The 16,356-nt window shown below is 65.3% G+C and carries 13 protein-coding genes and 1 pseudogene; 4 read left to right on the top strand and 10 right to left on the bottom strand.

All coding sequences use genetic code 11. The features are described from left to right. The 10 genes and pseudogenes from H8B02_RS20080 to ugpB all read right to left on the bottom strand — a co-directional run. Positions 1–197 (bottom strand): annotated as a pseudogene (locus H8B02_RS20080) (GntR family transcriptional regulator); the annotation flags it as partial. 43 nt (positions 198–240) lie between these two features. After that, positions 241–633, bottom strand: a complete 393-nt coding sequence (hpxZ, locus tag H8B02_RS20075) for an oxalurate catabolism protein HpxZ (protein WP_229167816.1) — start codon at positions 631–633, stop codon at positions 241–243. Position 634: 1 nt separating this feature from the next. Then, positions 635–2,032, bottom strand: coding sequence for an AtzE family amidohydrolase (locus tag H8B02_RS20070; RefSeq protein ID WP_229167815.1), 1,398 nt, complete (start codon positions 2,030–2,032; stop codon positions 635–637). A gap of 7 nt (positions 2,033–2,039) precedes the next feature. Further along, positions 2,040–2,219, bottom strand: a complete 180-nt coding sequence (locus H8B02_RS20065) for a DUF4089 domain-containing protein (protein WP_229167814.1) — start codon at positions 2,217–2,219, stop codon at positions 2,040–2,042. 20 nt (positions 2,220–2,239) lie between these two features. Continuing rightward, a complete protein-coding gene (locus tag H8B02_RS20060) occupies positions 2,240–4,039 on the bottom strand; it encodes a dipeptide ABC transporter ATP-binding protein (protein ID WP_229167813.1) in 1,800 nt (599 codons plus the stop codon). 97 nt (positions 4,040–4,136) lie between these two features. Further along, positions 4,137–5,036 carry an ABC transporter permease gene (locus tag H8B02_RS20055; protein ID WP_229167812.1) on the bottom strand — a complete coding sequence of 300 codons (900 nt, stop codon included), beginning with the start codon at positions 5,034–5,036 and terminating at the stop codon, positions 4,137–4,139. A 10-nt stretch (positions 5,037–5,046) separates the two neighbouring features. Then, positions 5,047–6,060: an ABC transporter permease gene (locus tag H8B02_RS20050; protein ID WP_092122920.1), complete on the bottom strand. Its 1,014-nt coding sequence runs from the start codon at positions 6,058–6,060 to the stop codon at positions 5,047–5,049. 7 nt (positions 6,061–6,067) lie between these two features. Further along, positions 6,068–7,690: an ABC transporter substrate-binding protein gene (locus H8B02_RS20045; RefSeq protein ID WP_229167811.1), complete on the bottom strand. Its 1,623-nt coding sequence runs from the start codon at positions 7,688–7,690 to the stop codon at positions 6,068–6,070. Positions 7,691–7,935: 245 nt separating this feature from the next. Next, positions 7,936–8,883 carry an aminoglycoside phosphotransferase family protein gene (locus H8B02_RS20040; RefSeq protein ID WP_229167810.1) on the bottom strand — a complete coding sequence of 316 codons (948 nt, stop codon included), beginning with the start codon at positions 8,881–8,883 and terminating at the stop codon, positions 7,936–7,938. A gap of 304 nt (positions 8,884–9,187) precedes the next feature. Then, a complete protein-coding gene (gene ugpB / locus H8B02_RS20035; protein ID WP_283842215.1) occupies positions 9,188–10,495 on the bottom strand; it encodes a sn-glycerol-3-phosphate ABC transporter substrate-binding protein UgpB in 1,308 nt (435 codons plus the stop codon). Between the two features lie 206 nt (positions 10,496–10,701). On the opposite strand from ugpB, the gene H8B02_RS20030 reads away from it, so the two are divergent. The 4 genes from H8B02_RS20030 to H8B02_RS20015 are packed head-to-tail and all read left to right on the top strand — an operon-like array spanning position 10,702 to position 16,244. Then, positions 10,702–11,691, top strand: a complete 990-nt coding sequence (locus H8B02_RS20030) for a TRAP transporter substrate-binding protein (RefSeq protein ID WP_229167809.1) — start codon at positions 10,702–10,704, stop codon at positions 11,689–11,691. A 34-nt stretch (positions 11,692–11,725) separates the two neighbouring features. Then, positions 11,726–13,792, top strand: a complete 2,067-nt coding sequence (locus tag H8B02_RS20025; protein ID WP_229167808.1) for a sensor histidine kinase — start codon at positions 11,726–11,728, stop codon at positions 13,790–13,792. Then, the gene (locus H8B02_RS20020; protein ID WP_229167807.1) at positions 13,762–15,510 is read left to right on the top strand and encodes an ATP-binding response regulator; all 1,749 of its coding nucleotides are present in this window, start codon (positions 13,762–13,764) and stop codon (positions 15,508–15,510) included. Before H8B02_RS20025 ends, H8B02_RS20020 begins: the two co-directional genes overlap by 31 nt. Further along, on the top strand, positions 15,507–16,244 hold the full coding sequence (locus H8B02_RS20015; RefSeq protein ID WP_050425909.1) for a response regulator: 738 nt from the start codon (positions 15,507–15,509) through the stop codon (positions 16,242–16,244). The genes H8B02_RS20020 and H8B02_RS20015 overlap by 4 nt, the downstream gene beginning before the upstream one ends. Positions 16,245–16,356 lie beyond the last annotated feature (112 nt).

Below are 16,356 nucleotides of genomic sequence, written 5' to 3'. Positions count from 1 at the left end.
GCCAGATCGGTTTCATCGAGCCCGGCGCCCGGCGGCAGCGTGCCGCGCACGATCTCGTCGGCGAGCTGCAGCCGGAGTTCTTCGGCGCGGGTCGTCTTGTCGACCAGCGACGACGCGCGATCGACACGCCGCACCAGCGGCTCCGGCTCGGTGCCCTGCGGCTGCGGCACGCGGGTCGGAAGATCGTCCAGGCTCATGGCTGCAACGCCCTTTCAATCACCCTGCTTCGAGCCCCCTTGTTCAAACACCATTGGGTTCATCAATGACGCTGACATGGGCGGCGACGATTCTCCAGCCCTCAGCGAAGCGAATCCATGTCTGCATCTGCCGCCCCACCCGCCCGGGTGCGCTGTCCCGATAGAACAGCGTCGAGGCGATTGCGGTGTCGCGGCCATAGGTCGTGATCACGGTGCGGTCGATCTTGCGCATCAGCCCGGCCGCCGGCCGCCCCGCGCGAAACGCCGCGATCTCGGCGTAGCCATAGAGGTTCTCGCCGATGCCATAGCGCAGCGTCCGGCTGTCGTTGCGGAACAGCTCGTCGAGCACGGCGACATCGTTCGAGACCAGCGCCTTCTCGTAACGCTCGAACTGCGCGATGACCTCGGCGAGCACGTCGGGAAGATCGATTTCCATTTTAGAGTCCTCTTGGCGCGGGAGCCGTGACGACACCCATCTGTTCCAGCGCGTAGGCGACCCGCAGCGCGATATCCTCGCGCCAGGGCGCGGCAATGATCTGCACGCCGATCGGCATCGGTTCAAGCGGCACCGGCACGGCGGCCACCGGCAGGCCGATGAAGGAGATCGGCTGGGTGTGGATCCCGATATTGGGGCGGACCGGAAGCTCGACCCCGTCGAGCGTAAAGGTGGCCTGGCCGATCTTCGGCGCCGTGCACGGCGTTGCCGGCGCCAGGATCACGTCGACCGACTGGAACAGCTCCAGCACCTTGGCGCGGTACCAGCGGCGGAATTTCTGCGCCTTGTCGACATAGACCGCCGGGATCATCGCGCCCGCGATCAGGCGGTCGCGCACCGGCGGATCGAAGTCGTTGGGCCGCTTGCGCAGCCGATCGAGGTGCAGCGCGGCGCCCTCGGTGGTGGTCATGATGAAGGCGGCAGCGCGGGCGCGCGCCGCTTCGGGCAGCTCCACGGTCCGCGTGGCGCCGAGCGCCTTTGCCACACGCGCGACCGCTTCGACGGCCTCCGGCAGCAAATTCTGCTGGAAATAACCGCCGGCAATCGCAACGCGCAGCCGGCTGACATCATTGGCAAGCAACGGCACGGTCGGCTCGACCGATCGCACGATGCAGGCGGGATCGTCGGCATCAGGCCCCTGCATGACGTCATAGGCGAGCGCGAGATCTTTCACGCTGCGCGCAAACGGACCGAGATGATCGAAGCTTGCGACGAACGGAAAGGAGCGCGCGCGCGTAAGCCGGCCATAGGTCGGCTTCAGGCCAAATGTGCCGCAGAATGACGACGGCACCCGGATCGAGCCGTTGGTATCGGAGCCGAGCGCGATCGGCACCAGTGCGCCGCCGACGGCGCTGCCGGAGCCGCCCGAGGAGCCGCCGGCCATCCGCGCCAGATCATGCGGATTACGCGAGGGGCCGTCATGCGCGTTCTCGCCGGTGAAGTCGTAGGCGTATTCGCCCATGTTGAGCGCGCCGACCAGCACGGCGCCGGCCGCTTCCATCCGCTCGATCAGCGTGGCATCGCGCGGCGACGGCGGCAGGTCGCGATTGATCTTGGAGCCGGCGCGGGTCGAGAGGCCCTGCACGTCGAACAGGTTTTTTACCGCGAAGGGCACGCCGGCAAGCGGGCCGGCCGGTTGGCCCGCCGCGATCGCGGCATCGACCGCCCTCGCCCTGGCACGCGCGCGATCTGCGGTGACGTCGGTGAAGGCGTTGAGGACCTTGTCGTGCGCCGCGATGCGCGCGAGCGCAGCCTCGGTGGCGGCGAGCGCCGTGATCTTGCGGCTCGATACGGCCTGCGCGATTTCGGCGGCCGACATGGCGGTGGGAGTCTCCGACATCGCGATCTCAGGTCGAATAGACGGCGGCCGAGGCGACGTCGTCGGGCAGCGGGAAGTCGTCGACCAGCCGCGCCAGCCGCAGCGCGACCTCGAGATTTGCGCGCACCGCCGGACGCCAGGCGTCTTCCAGCGGCAACGCCATCGTCCCGGTGACGGCGCTCATGTAATCGTCGAGATGATCGTCCATTTCGCTCCCAATAAGTTTTTTCAGGCCACCGGCAACGGCGGATGCGGGATCGCCGTGAGCAGCTCCCTTGTATAGGCATCCTGCGGATTGCCCAAGACGTGTTCGGATGTGCCCTGCTCGACGATGCGACCGCTGCGCATCACGATGACGCGATCACACAGCAGGCGCACCACGTTGAGATCGTGCGACACGAACAGATAGCTCATGCCCATCGATTGCTTGAGGTCCTGCAGCAGATTGAGCACCACCGCCTGCACCGAGACGTCGAGTGCTGCGGTCGGCTCGTCGAGGATGACGAGCTTCGGGTGCAGCGCGATCGCACGCGCGATACCGACACGGGCCTTCTGGCCGCCTGAAAGCTGGTGCGGAAAGCGATCCAGGAGATTGACCGGCAAGCCGACCAGCCGTGCCAGCTCCTCGCAGCGGTCGCGGAGTGCATCACGCCCCCTGATGTCGCCGAGCTGCATGATCGGGTCCGCGATCGCGCGCGCGGCGGTGAAGCGCGGGTTGAGGCTGTCGGTCGGATCCTGGAACACCATCTGGATCTGGCTGCGTCGCGGCAGCCGCGCGAAGGATTGCGGCATGATGCCGCCGACGTCCTCGCCATCGAAAACGATGCGGCCGGAGGTCTGGTCGAGCAGCCGCATCACCATCATCGACGTCGTCGACTTGCCGCAGCCGGATTCGCCGACCAGCCCGACGCTCTCGCCATGGTCGATCGAGAAACTGATGCCGTCGACCGCGCGGAAGATCTCCTCCTCGACCGGCGGCTTGCGGCCGAACAGTCTCGTGAGCACCGAGCCCGCACCCTGGCGGGGATATTCTTTCACGAGTTTCTCGACGAGCAGGAGGGGTTGCGTCTGCTCGCTCGCTCTTAGAGGGTTGGGGTGAGGGGCTGTATCCGCGAGCACGGTATGCGGAGAGTCCCCCTCACCCGCCGCGCTTCGCACGTCGGCCTCTCCCCGCGCGCGGGGCGAGGCGGAAGAAAGCGCCTCCTCCTCGGGCAACAGATCCCGCAGTGACACCCCGATCCGCGGCGTCGCGCGCATCAGCTTCTTCGTATAGTCGTGCTGGGGCGCGGCGAAGATGTCGGCCGACTTTGCGGTTTCGACCACGCGGCCCTTCTCCATCACCACGACGCGGTCGCAATAGGCGGCGGCGAGGCCGAGATCGTGCGTAATCAGGATCGTCGACATCGCCCGGCGCCGGGTCAGCTCCACGATCAGGTCCATCACCGCCTTCTGGGTGGTGACGTCGAGGCCGGTGGTCGGCTCGTCCGCGATCAGAAGCTGCGGGTTGCAGGCCAGCGCAAGCGCGATGACGACGCGCTGGCACATGCCGCCGGACAGTTCGAACGGATAGGCGTGATAGCGCTCGCGCGGACGCGCGATCTTGACCTGCTCCAGCGCCTCGATCGCCGTCTCGCCGCGATCGGTGACCTGTGCCTGCTGCACATGCTGGCGCAGCACGTCCTCGATCTGGTGCCCGACCTTGCGGATCGGATTGAGCGCCGCGCGCGGATTCTGGAAGATCATCGAGACTTCGCGGCCGCGCAGATCACGCATCTGGCTTTCGGTCGCCGCCTTGACGTCGATGCCGGAAAACATCACCGAGCCTTCGGCGATCCGGCCGGCGCGATCCAGGATCCGCATCACCGCATAGGATGTCACCGACTTGCCGGAGCCGGACTCGCCGACGATGCCGACGGTCTCACCCTTGCCGACGGAGATGTTGACGTGCTGCACCGCCTTGACGATGCCGCGACGGGTCGTGAACTCGACGGTGAGGTCGCTGACGTCGAGCAGGGGCTGGGCGGTCATGTGCGCCGCCCCCCAAGCAATGCGTCATCCAAAAATCGGCAAAACAACCCCATGCAAAGTAGCGGAGGGGTAGCCCGACACCGTGCCGAGACAGTCATCAGGTCCTCCGCTGCGGGTCGACGATGTCGCGCAGGCCGTCGCCGAGCAGGTTGAAGCAGAACACCGCGATCATCAGCGCAAGGCCCGGGAACAGCGCGATCCACCATTCGCCCGACACCATGAAGCCGGCGCCCTCGGCAACCATGATGCCCCATTCCGCGGTCGGCGGCCGAACGCCGAGGCCGATGAACGAGAGTCCCGCGGCGTTGAGGATCGCATAGCCCATGGTCAGCGACATCTGCACGATCATGATCGGCATGATGTTGGGCAGGATGTGCCCGAGCAGGATGCGGTACTCGCCATTGCCGGAGAGCCGCGCCGCCTGCACGAAACCGGCGTTGCGGCGGACGTTTGCTTCGGCGCGTGCGACGCGGGCATAGAGCGGAAAGTTCACGATCGCGGTCGCAATGATGATGTTCTGCACGGTGTTGCCGAGCGCCGCGACGATGCCCATCGCCAGCACGAACAGCGGAAACGCCATGATGGTGTCGGCGATGCGGCCCACGATGCGATCGGTCCAGCCACCGAAATAGCCGGCGGCGATGCCGGCCAGCCCGCCCATCAGGAACACCAGCACGACGGAGGCGACCGCGATGAAGGTGTCGAGCCTGGTTGCAACGATGACGCGGCTGAAGATGTCGCGGCCGAGCTGATCGGTGCCGAACCAGTGCGCGGCGGACGGCGGCTTCAATGCAGCCGCGGTGTCCGAAGCGAGTGGATCATAAGGCACCACATAAGGCCCGAACAGCGCGGCAAACATGATCACGACCAGCAGCGCGAAGGCAAAGCCAGTGACCTTGTTCTCGCCCAGCACATAGCGGGTCTGCTCGAAGACTGCGGCAAGCCCGGAGGTGCGGGCGGGACCTGCGGGTTCGACGGTCGGTGCAACGCTGCTCATGCGCCCCTCCCTAGCCTTCCAGCCTGACGCGCGGATCGATCACGCCATAGAGGATGTCGATCAGAAGATTGAGCAGCACGTACATGACCGCCATGGTCAGCACGAAGCCCTGCACCGGCGCGAAGTCGGACGCGATCAGCGCCTCGACCGCGTAGGACCCGATGCCTGGCCAGGCGAACACCTTCTCCACCAGCACATTGGCCCCGAGCAGGAAGGAGAACACCATGCTGAGCGTGGTGATGACCGGCAGCATGGCGTTGCGGAAGGCGTAGGTCACGATCACCTTGCCGGGCGACAGGCCGCTGGCGCGCGCGGTGCGAACGAAATCGGACGCCAGCACCGCCAGCATCGAGGCGCGCGTCATGCGCGCGATCGGCGCCAGCGAGAAGATCGCGAGCGTCACCGCCGGCAGGATCAGCTGGCTGAACGCCGAGCGGAACGCCTCGAAGTCCCGCGCGATCAACGCATCGATGAGGTAGAAGCCCGTGACGGTCGGCGGTGCGCTATAGAACACGTCGAGCCGGCCGAGCGGCGCCGGCGACCAGCCGAGCCGGAAATAGAACACGTAGACCAGCACGAGGCCGGTGAAGAACACCGGCAGCGACACCCCCGCCGTCGTGGTGACGCGGCAGAGATGATCGATCCAGGAGCCCGGCCGCGTCGCCGCCAGCACGCCGAGCGGTATAGCGATCACGATCGAGACCACGAGGCCGAGCAGCGTGAGCTCGGCCGATGCCGGCAGGCGGTTGCGCAGCTCGGCGGCCACCGGCTGCCCCGTCGTGAGCGAGGTGCCGAGATCGCCGTGGGCGAGATCGTTGGTGTAGCGGACGAACTGCTCGATCAGCGGCTTGTCGAAGCCGAGCTTCTTCCTGATCTGGTCGACCGCCTCCTTCGTCGCCGCCGGCCCTGCGAAATACGCCGCGGGATCGCCGGGCAGCGCGCGTGTCAGCAGGAACGTCACGATCACGACCCCGATCAGCGACGGGATCGCGAATAGCAACCGCTTGCCGATCAGGGTCAGCATCAGCGTCTCACCCCTTCGCCATCGCGCGGTAGTCGAGGCGGCGGTGGAACCAGTATTGGTAGCCCGAGATGTTCTTCTGCATCGCGACGTTGACGAAGGGCTGATACAGCGGGATGCGCGGGATGTCGGCGAAGGCGAGATCGACAAAACCCTTGACGTCGGCGTCGTAGGCCGCGGTGTCGCCGTTGGCGGCCGCGATGCGGGCGCCGTCGATGAGCTTGTCCATCTCCGGCGACTTGTAGCTCATCGTGTTGAAGATCGAATTGTTGCCGTGATAGCACCAGTAGAAGAAGTACTCGGGGTAATCGAGCCAGCCCGAGAACACGTTGGTGAACAGCGGCATTTCCTTCTTGGTGAGCTCGGTACGCCAGTTGGCGCCGGGCACCTTGTTGATGGTGGTCTTGATGCCGAGCTGCGCGAGGCTCTCCTGCACCAGCACGCAGAGCGGCTCGTTGACGCCTGCGAAGTTCAGGTCGAACGAGATCGTGGTCTCGAAGCCGTTGGCGTAGCCGGCTTCAGTGAGCAGCGCCTTGGCCTTTTCCATGTCGGTGACATATTTGGTCGGCTGCGGCCAGGCGACCTCGGTCGGCTTGTCCTTTGGCGCGCCGAACATCGGGTTGGCGAGGCCGAACAGCACCGCATCCATGATCTTCTGATACGGCATCGCGTAGGCCATCGCCTGCCGCACCTTGGGATTGTCGAATGGCGGCTTGGTCACGTTCATGCCGATGTACTGGATGCCGTTGGAGAACGGCAGCGAGACCACGTTGAGCTTGCCGTTCGTCTTCATCTCCTGGAAGTCCTTGAACGGCAGCTCGTAGGAGATATCGGCATCGCCGCGTTCGAGCAGCGCCCGGCGGTTGCCGGCCTGCGGCACCATGCGCCAGATCACGCGCTTGATCTTCGGCATCGGACCGCAGACCCAGTCGTCGTTGCGCTCCATGATCACTTCGGTGCCGGCGGTCCATTTGGTCACCTTGTAGGCGCCGGAGCCCGCGGTCTGCTGCTTGGTGAATTCGAGACCCCACGGATCCTTCTCGCTGGCGTTCTTCTTCACGAACTCGGAGTTGACGACACAGGGCACGATGACAGCGAGATCAGGGATCGTCAGTCTGTCCTTCTTCAGGAAGTCGACACGCACCGTATGGTCGTCGACCATGACGAACTGCTCGGGCTTGGTCAGCGAGCCCGCGCTCATCTGGAAGGTCGGGAAGCCGCCGACGCTGACGGCACGGTCGAGCGACCATTTGACGTCCTTCGCCGTCACCGGCGTGCCGTCGTGGAATTTGGCGTTCTTGCGCAGCTTGAAGGTGGCCGACATGTCGCCGACGTTGATGTCCTCGGCGAGCTCGGGCTTGAACTTGTCGCGGTCGTAATAGGGCACGCCGCCCGGACCGCTCTTCATCTCGTGGCTGATCAGCCGGTCGTAGCAATTCCACGACACCTCGTAGCCGGGCACGTTGGTGCCGACGCCGTGGATATCGAGATTATTGGGACCGCCTTCGGAGACGATCAGCAGCGTCTCGGAGCGCGCGTCGGCCTTGGCCGGCGACCAGATCGCGGGCGCGGTCGGCGCCAGCGCCCCCGCTGCCACTCCAGACACCGATTTGAGGAAATCGCGACGCTTCATGTGGTGCTCCAACGCCCTTGAGAACGGCCTTGGAACTCAGATCGCAAGGATTGTGCCAACCCTTAACGAAATCTTATGATGCGCTAACACGCTGATGATATGGGAGAAATCGTCGAAGGCAGCTTGTTCTGACGCCGGTCAACGCGGCGTGGATTGCATACAAAGGAAGGCCGACTGCTCAATAGATGAGCAGGCATTAGATGCTGCTCGCTTTCTGGCCGGCGGTCGGTATCGCATCCAGACAGCTAGTCGGGCCAGACCAACTCCTGCAACTGCACGAAGTCGTCGACCTGATCGGGCCAGCCCGCGATGCAGATGTGCCGGAGCGGATCGCTGGCCGAGTGCAGCATCAAGAGCGCCATCAACCGCCGCTTCAGCGTGAACGTCACCTCGCTGCGCGGGATGCCGAAGCCGTCGAACAGGCTGCGCACCCGGCGCGGATGGCCGGCGGCCATGAAGGCGCTGGGACCGAGCAGGTCGTACTCGCCCCATCCGGTCCGGACGTCGCCGAAGTCGAACAGGCCGGCGACGTGCCAGCCGTCGGCCCGGCGGCCGAGCAGAAAATTCTCCGGAATGTACTCGCCGGTCAGGATCACCGGCTGCGCGCGCATCGGGATCAATTCGGCGGCGGCACGCAGGAGATCGTCGAGCGAGGTGAGGAATTTCGCCGGCAGGCCGAGCCGTTCGTGCCGCGCCCGGCACCGCGCGATCTGGCCGCGCATGAAGGCCTCCCAGGGCGGCTCGATCGCCAGCAGGCTGCCGGGCGGCACGCGCTGCACCTCGGCAATCGCGGCGCCGATCTCGGCGAGCACGCGCTCGCGTTCGGCTTCCGGCAGCGATGGCCACACCTCCGAGCCGACGGTGCCGGACAGGCGGGTGATGACAAGATAGGGCCAGCCGTCGCGCTCGCCCTCCGCGACAAGATCGGGGATCGGAATGCCGAGCCGTCCGCGCAACTGTGCAAGCGCGCCGCGTTCGGACACGAATTGCGGGCGCAGAAACGGCGGGAACAGCTTCACGATCAGCTCACCGTCGAGCCCGACCACGAGGTTGGTGCCGGTCGAGAACACATGCGGCGCGCCACAGGACAGCCCGTGGCCATCGGCAATGTCGCGCGCGACGGGCAACCAGCGCGACGTGTCGCCGCGCCAGGCGCGGTAGGTTTCGTAGTCGGTGATGGGTGGAAGTGGCATTTTCAAACGCAACTAGGAGAGCTGGATTTGTAGCCCGGATGGAGCGCAGCGCAATCCGGGATTCTGCGCCGCTTCGGAGACCGGTCCCGGATTTCGCTGCGCTCCATCCGGGCTACCATTGTTGTTCGATAATTTATCCCCGTCATCTCCGCGCAAAGGCTTCGCCTTTGTCGCTGGAGGTGCGAGCGGAGCGAGCCTCGAAGGATCGACGGCCACCAGCGGGGCCGATTCATCCTTCGAGACGGCCGCATTGCGGCCTCCTCAGGATGACGGAGAAGCAGTTGAGCAGACCAGACGGCCCCCCTCACCGATCCGGATTGGCGCGCTCGAACTGGCGCAGCAGGCGGTTGCCGCGTTCGACGGCGTTGTCCATCGCGGCCTGCGCCGAACGCTTGCCGGTGAACACCTGCTCGAGCTCCTCCTCGATCACGTCGCGGATCAGGATGAACGAGCCGAGCCGGATGCCCTTGGAATTGTCGGTCGGCGGCTTCAGCGTGACCTCCTCGATCGAGATCGAGGCACCGGGATTGCGCTCGTAGAATCCCTGCGTGCGACTGAGATCGAATGCGGCGCGGGTGATCGGCAGGTAGCCGGTGTTCTGGTGCCAGGCGGCCTGCACCTCGGGCCGCGACAGATAGGCGAAGAATTTTGCCACCCCGGCATATTCGGCGCGCGGCCGATCGCGCAACACCCACAGCGTTGCACCGCCGATGATCGAGTTCTGCGGCGCGCCCTGCACGTCGGGTTCATACGGCATCATGCCGTAGCCGACCTCGAATTTCGAATTGGCCTTGATGTCGGCGCGGGTGCCCGACGAGCCGATGAAGATGGCGCACTCGCCCTTCTGAAAGCGCGGCTCGGCGGTCTGGCCGCGGCCGCTATAGTCGAAGGTCTTGTCGGCCTGCCACTGCGCGAGCTGCGCGATGTGGCGCACCACCAGCGGGTTGTTGAAGATCAGCTGCGCGTCGAGCCCGGAAAAGCCGTTGGCCTTGGTCGCGATCGGCAGGTTGTGAAAGGCGGAGAAATTTTCGACATTGATCCAGGACGGCCATGAGGTAGTCACGCCGCACATCGCACCGGCGGCGCGCAGCCGCTTGGCCAAGATGCCGAGCTCCGGCCAGGTCTTCGGAGGCGCGCTCGGATCGAGCCCGGCGGAGCGGAACATATCCTTGTTGTAGTACAGGATCGGCGTCGAGGCGTTGAACGGGAACGACAGCATGTTGCCGTCGACATCGGCATAGTAGCCGGCCACCGCGGGCAGATAGGCCGACGGCGCGAACGCCTCCGATTGATCCCGCATCAGCTCGAACACCGGATAGATCGCGCCGCGCGCCGCCATCATGGTTGCGGTGGCGATCTCGTTGACCTGAACGATCGCCGGCTGACTGCGCGAACGGAACGCGAAGATCGCCGCGGTGACGGTCTCGGTGTAGTTGCCCTTGTAGGCGGGCACGATGCGGTAGTCGGATTGCGAGGCGTTGAAGTCGGCGGCGAGCTTCTCGAGCTGCTTGCCGAGCTCGCCCGACATCGCGTGCCACCACATGATCTCGGTCGCCGCTCGTGCCGGTGCCACAAGCAGAAGGGCCGCGACGACGAGGTGCGGGAGCTTCAAGGCGAGCTTAAAAGCGAACTTCACGACCAGCCGTTCCCGGATGCCAACACGCGGTCATACGGTGCTACAACCGCAAATTCAATCGACACCGCAGGTTGCAGCGCGGTTTTAACGTTTGGCAGATGGGCGAACCACCGCCATTCTGCTAAAAGCGTTGAACCTTTTCCTCCCGCCCCGGACTCAAATCACAAGGGGAATTGTAGCCTGTGTATCGCCGCGCCGGCCTTTCGCGGACAATAACGCTTGCCGTCGCGCTGTTATGCACAGCGGTCTCGGCGAGTGCCTTTGCGCGCGAATTCCGCACCGCCGATACCCAGAATGAAGACTATCCGACGGTCCAGGCGCTGAATTACATGGACCGCCTGATCGCCGAACGCACCGGCGGCCGGCACCGCATCGTGGTCTTCCACTCCCGCCAGCTCGGCGAGGAAAAGGAGACGCTGGAGCAGACCCGGGCCGGCGCCATCGATCTGAACCGGACCAATGTCGCGCTGATCGGAACCATGGTGCCTTCCGTGAATGTGCTGGCGATGCCGTTCCTGTTTCGATCCCTTGAGCACCTGCAGCATGTGCTGGATGGACCGATCGGCAACGAGATCCTGAACAGTCTCGAGGCCCACGGCTTCGTCGGACTGACCTTCTACGATTCCGGCGCCCGCTCGATCTATAACAGCGTCCGCCCGGTGCGTTCGCTCGACGACCTCAAGGGGCTGCGGTTGCGCGTGCAGCAATCCGAACAGATGTCGGACATGATCCGCGCGCTCGGTGCGCAGCCGATCCAGATGGCCTACGGCCAGGTGCTGACCGGGCTCGCCAACCGGCTGATCGATGGCGCGGAGAACAACTGGCCGTCCTTCGTCACCACCGGCCACTACAAATACGCCGGCTACTACACCTTGACCCAGCACACCGTGAGCCCCGAAGTGCTGGTGATGTCGCGCAAAGCCTGGGCCAGCCTCACGCCGGATGAGCAGACCATCTTCCGCGAAGCCGCGCAGCGCTCCAGCCTTTACATGCGCGAGAAGTGGCGGGAGCTCGAGGAGCGCTCGCGCAAGCAGGCCGAGCAGGCCGGCGTCAAGGTCGTGACCGATTTCGACCGCAAGCCGTTCGAGGCGGCGATGGCCGGCATCTATGCCAAGGCGGAGCGCGATCCGGCGATAGGAGCGCTGATCGAACGCATCCGCAACATGGAGTGACCGGATCTTGGACGCGCCCAAACAGGACGGGACGATGCGACGGCGGGCGGCCTTTGGGCCGCAGGGCCGTTTCCGCATCGTCCAGTTGCTGCGTGCGGTGCCGATCCGCTGGCGCATTCTTTCGATCGCGCTGCTCAACTCCGCCGTCGTGATCGTGCTGGCGGTGCTGATCTGGAACGGCTCGAAGGTGCTCGGCTCGGCCTGGGAGGATGTCCGCCAGGTCCGCGAATCCGACAAGATCCTGGCCAAGCTCGAAAGCGAGACCAGCCGTCTGCAGAACCTGATCCATCGCTACATCAACCAGCCGAGCCCGGACCTGTTTGCGGAAATCCTGCTGCTGCGCGAGGCCGTGCTCGGCACGCTGACCAACCGGGCCTCGACCGACCCGATGCTGTCGGGCTCGGTCGAGCAGCTGGAGCGCGTCACCAGCCGATTCCTCGACGGCTTCGGTGAATTGCGCACCGTGCAGACCACGATCTCCAAGACCTATGACGAAGAGGTGCTGACGCCGACCAAGGACATGGCCGGGCTCTATTCGATCATCGAGGGCGCCACCGGCCATCGCGACGCACTGATCTGGCCCGCGCTCGGCAAGTCGCGCGAAGCCTTCACCTCGTTGCTGGTCGCCGCCAACGCCTACTATCTCTCGCTTGCCTCCTCGTCGGCCGAGGAAGCCCGCCGCAACATCGATACGATCGAGAAGACGATTCCCGTCATGACCGATCTGGCCGAGAACGATCTGCAGCGCATGGCGCTGGCGCGGCTCAAGGTCAAGACCGCCGAGCTGCGCGACGGATTAGGCAAGCTCAGCGAACAGCTCACCAACCGCACCGATCTGTTGCGCAACTCGATCGACGCCAGCCAGGCCGACGCGATCGGCGCGATCGACGATCTCTCGGTGAAGATGCGCCAGCGCGAGCAGAAGGCGCAGGAGACCTTCGACAGGACGCTGAGGTCGATCTCGCGCCGGGTGCTGTCGATCGCCGTGATCTTCCTCGGCGTCATCATGTCGGCCGGCGTCATGATCGCATTGTCGATCCGGCTGCCGCTGGCGCAGATCATGGCCGCGATGCGCACCATCACCTCGGGCGACCTCGACCGGCCGGTGCAGGGCACCTTGGCCAAGGACGAGGTCGGCGCCATGGCGCGTGCGGTCGAGGTCTTCCGCGAAAACGCGATCGCCAAGCGCAAGACCGAGGACGAGCTGCGCAGCGCCAAGGAGAAGGCCGAGAGCGCGCTGCTCGAGCTCAACGCCGCCCAGCAGAACCTGATCGATGCCGAACGCCTCGCCGCGCTCGGCGGCCTCGTTGCCGGCGTCGCCCATGAGGTCAACAATCCGATCGGCATCAGCCTGACGGTCGCCTCGAGCTTTGCCCGCCGCAGCGAGATGTTCGAGAACGACCTGAAGACCGAGCCGCTGCGCCGCTCCAAGCTCGACGAATTCGTGCGCGCCTCGCGTGACGCATCGCAGCAACTGGTCTCGAATCTGCAACGCGCCGGCGAACTGATCCAGTCGTTCAAGCAGGTCGCCGTCGATCGCTCGCACGCCGAACGCCGCCAGTTCGCCTTGAGCGAGGCGACCGACCAGATCGTGGCGAGCCTGCGGCCGGTGCTGAAGAAGGCCGCGATCGCGCTGTCCGTCGATGTGCCCGATGGGCTCCTGATCGACGGCTATCCCGGCGCCTATGGCCAGATCTTAACCAATCTTTTCCTCAACGCCGTCAATCATGCCTTCGCCAACGGCCGCTCCGGCAACATCACGATCTCGGCGCGCGGCCGTGGCGCTGATGATGTCGAGATCATCTTCGCAGACGACGGGGCTGGCATGACGCCGGACGTGCAGCGACAGGCGTTCGACCCGTTCTTTACGACGCGACGCAACGAAGGTGGTACGGGCCTCGGCCTCCATATCGTCTATAACCTCGTCACCCAGCAGCTCGGCGGACGCATGATGCTGGAGTCAAGGGTAGGACAAGGCACCACTTTTCGCATTATCATGCCCAGGATCGCCAAGGGGGCTGACATGGGCGAGCCCACGATCACTGACGCAGCAGCCGACGGAACCAGTCAATGGCCGAACAGGACGATGTCCTCCAACTGATCGACGACACCGAGAGCCCCCCGGAGGACTCGCCGGTACGGAAATGGAAGATCGCCGTGATCGACGACGATCACGCCGTCCACGAAGGCACCCGTTTTGCGCTCAGCGATTACAATCTGAACGGCGCGACGCTGGAGATCCTGTCGGCCTACTCTGCGGCCGAAGGCCGCACGCTGATGCGGGACAACCCCGACATCGCGGCCGTGCTGCTCGACGTCATCATGGAGACCGACGTCGCCGGCCTCGAGCTCGTCGAATACATCCGCAACGAGATCAAGAACGAGACCGTCCGCATCATCCTGCGCACCGGCCAGCCCGGCCAGGCGCCGGAGCGGCGCGTCATCGTGCAATACGACATCAACGACTACAAGGCGAAGACCGAGCTCACCGCCGACAAGCTGTTCACCTCGCTGACGGCCGCGCTGCGCAGCTACCAGCAGCTCGAGCGCATGGTGCAGACAAGGCGCGGGCTCGAGATCATCATCGACGCGGCCTCGACGCTGTACGACTTCAAGTCGATGCAGCGGCTGGCCGAGGGCGTGCTGACGCAACTCGCCTCGCTGCTCAATGTCGATTGCGCAGGGATCCTGGTGCTGCGCGACGATGGCAACGCAGCCGCGTGTGATTTCTCGGTGCTGGCCTGCTCGGGCTGCTACAGCCGCTTCATCGGCACCACCTCGTCGAGGGCGCTCGATGCCGATCTCCGGCACATGGTGGAGGAAGCCTTCCAGCGCCGCAAGAACGAGTTCGCCGACCATCGCAGCGTGCTCTATTCGCGCACCGGCAGCGGCCGCGAGGTCGTGGTGCTGTTGCAGGCCGAACGCCAGCTCTCCGATACCGACCGGGCGCTGGTCGAGATCTTCTCCAGCCGGCTGTCGATCGCGTTCGACAACGTGATCCTGTACCAGCAGTTGCACGAGGCCAACACCCAGCTCGAGGACCGCGTCGCGCAGCGCACCCGCGCGCTGAGTCAGGCCAACCGGCGGCTGTCGGCGCAATGGCTGCGGCTGCAGCGCGCCAACGGCTTCAAGAACGAAATCCTCGGCACTGTCGCCCACGATCTGAAGAATCCGCTCGGCGTGATCCTCGGCCGCACCGAGATGCTGACCGAATTGATCGGCGCCGGCTCGCCGAAGGAGAACGTCACCGCCCAGGTCGAGCACATCAGGGACGCCACCAAGCGGCTGACCTCGATGGTCGACCACCTGATCTCGGATGCGATGGCCGACGCCTTCGACATCACCATCCGCCGCGAGCCGGTCGACATCGCGGCCCTCGTCAACGAGGTCACCGAGGCCAACTTGCCCTCGGCCGTCAACAAGCAGCAGAGCATCTCGGTCTCGGGTCCGCAGCACTTCGTCACGATGTGCGATGGCGACCGGATCCGCGAGGCGATCGACAATTTGGTCAGCAACGCCATCAAGTACTCGCCGATCGGCGGCAAGATCACGGTCACGGTCAGCCACGAGGGCAACGACACGGTGATCCGGATCGCCGACCAGGGCCCCGGCCTCAGCCCCGAGGATCTCGGCCGGCTGTTCGGCCGGTTCCAGCGGCTGTCGGCCAAGCCGACCGCGGGCGAAAGCTCGACCGGCCTCGGCCTTTCCATCGTCAAGCGCATCATCGACATGCATGGCGGCCATGTGACCGCACAGAGCCCGGGCCCCGGACAGGGGTCGACCTTTACGGTTACACTGCCGGCGACAGAGACATCATGAACCAGAACCCGCATATCTTCATCGTCGACGATGAGGCGCCGGCCCGCGAGATGGTCGGCGATTACCTCAAGATGCACGGCTTCGGCGTGACGCTGTGCGATGGCGGCAAGAGCCTGCGCAAGGAGATCGAGAGCAGCACGCCCGATCTCGTGGTGCTGGACCTCAACATGCCCGAGGAAGACGGGCTCTCGATCATTCGCGACCTCAAGAGCAAGATCAACGTCCCCGTCATCATGCTGACAGCTACTGCCAGCCCGATCGATCGGGTGGTCGGGCTCGAGCTCGGCGCCGACGATTACGTGGCCAAGCCCTGCGAACTGCGCGAGCTGATGGCGCGCATCCGCTCGGTGCTGCGGCGGAGCGGGCCGGCGAAATCGGCTGCGCCGGAACCGGCGAGCGCGAAGGCCGAAAAGGAGCAGCTGGTGCGGTTCGGCACCAAATGGCTCGATCTCGAGGCCCAGGCGCTGCGCGACGACGAGGGCAATGAGCATCCGCTGACGGCCTCCGAATTCGGCCTGCTCAAGGTGTTCGCCGCCAACCCGAAGCGCGTGCTGTCGCGCGAGCGGCTGCTGGAACTGGCCAATGCCCGCGACGCGGAAGCCTTCGACCGCGCCGTCGACCTGCGTATCATGCGCATCCGCCGCAAGATCGAATTCGACCCGACCAAGCCGTCGGTGATCCGGACCATCCGCGGCGGCGGCTATCTGTTCTCGCCGACCGGCGACAAGGCTTAGCCTATTCCGCAGCTGCCCCGTCACCCTGAGGAGCGCGCTCTTGCGCGCGTCTCGAAGGGTCGACGGCCACCGGTGGGGCCGTTCATCCTTCGAGGCTCGCTGCGCTCGCACC

Origin of the sequence: Bradyrhizobium altum (assembly GCF_020889705.1) — a bacterium.
Classification (GTDB): Bacteria; Pseudomonadota; Alphaproteobacteria; order Rhizobiales; family Xanthobacteraceae; genus Bradyrhizobium; species Bradyrhizobium altum.
Note: the sequence above shows the minus strand (reverse complement) of the source record. Positions and strands in the feature narration are given on the sequence as shown.